The 1,245-nt window shown below is 70.0% G+C and carries 1 protein-coding gene; it reads left to right on the top strand.

The features are described 5' to 3' along the window. Window positions 1–1,144 (top strand): glycoside hydrolase family 15 protein (locus tag AB0M20_RS44420; protein ID WP_364307607.1); only part of this gene is annotated, 1,144 nt, incomplete at its 5' end. Window positions 1,145–1,245: the final 101 nt, after the last annotated feature.

The following is a 1,245-nucleotide window of genomic DNA, read 5'->3' as shown; positions in this document are numbered from 1 at the left end:
GCAGCGCAGCGCGCTCACCCTCAAGGGCCTGACCTTCGCGCCGACCGGAGCGCTGCTGGCGGCGGCGACGATGGCGCTGCCCGAGACCCCGCACGGCGAGCGCAACTGGGACTACCGGTACGCGTGGGTGCGCGACTCCACCTTCGCCCTGTGGGGCCTCTACACGCTGGGCTTCGACCGGGAGGCCAACGACTTCTTCTACTTCATCCAGGACGCCTGCCGCGACGGCCACGAGTTGCAGGTGATGTACCGGGTCGGCGGCGAGCGGGAGATCGAGGAGGAGTCGCTGCCGCACCTGTCCGGCTACGAGGGCGCCTTCCCCGTCAGGGTGGGCAACGCGGCGTACAAGCAGCGGCAGCACGACGTGTGGGGCGCCGTCCTGGACTCGGTGTACCTGCACGCCCGCTCCCGCGAGCAACTGCCGGAGTCGTTGTGGCCGACCCTCAAACGCCAGGTGGAGCAGGCGGCCGCGCACTGGGAGGAGGCGGACCGCGGCATCTGGGAGGTGCGCGGCGAGCCGCAGCACTTCGTGTCGAGCAAGGTGATGTGCTGGGTGGCGCTGGACCGCGGCGCGCGGCTGGCGCGCCTCTACGACGAGCCCGAGTACGCCGGCAAGTGGCAGACCCTGGCCGACCAGATCCACGCCGAGGTGTGCGAGAAGGGCGTGGACGGTCGCGGCGTGTTCGTGCAGCGGTACGGCTCGGACGCGCTCGACGCCTCCGCGCTCCTGTTGCCGCTGATGCGTTTCCTGCCGCCGGACGACCCGCGGATCCGGGCCACCGTGCTGGCGATCGCCGGCGAGCTCACCATCGACGGGCTGGTGCTGCGCTACCGGGTCGAGGAGACCGACGACGGCCTGAGCGGCGAGGAGGGCACGTTCACGATCTGCTCGTTCTGGCTGGCGTCGGCGCTGGTCGAGATCGGCGAGGTGGGGCAGGCCCGGAAGCTGTGCGAGCGGCTGCTGGCCTACGCCAGCCCGCTGGAGCTCTACGCCGAGGAGATCGACACCTACAGCGGCCGCCACCTGGGCAACTTCCCGCAGGCCTTCACCCACCTGGCCCTGATCAACGCCGTCATGCACGTGATCCGCGCCGAACAGAACACCGATCCGAGCGGCTTCACCCCCGCCAACCCGGCCTCCTGAAGTGGTGGCCCACCCACCTTTGCGAGGGGTGCAACGGTGGGTGGGCTACCACTTTCGGGTCAGGTTCTCGAGTCCGTGGCGGACAGCGGTAAGGTTTATAA

The organism is Actinoplanes sp. NPDC051633 (assembly GCF_040681735.1).
In the GTDB taxonomy this organism is placed as follows: domain Bacteria; phylum Actinomycetota; class Actinomycetes; order Mycobacteriales; family Micromonosporaceae; genus Actinoplanes.
This window is presented reverse-complemented; position numbering and strand designations above follow the sequence as displayed.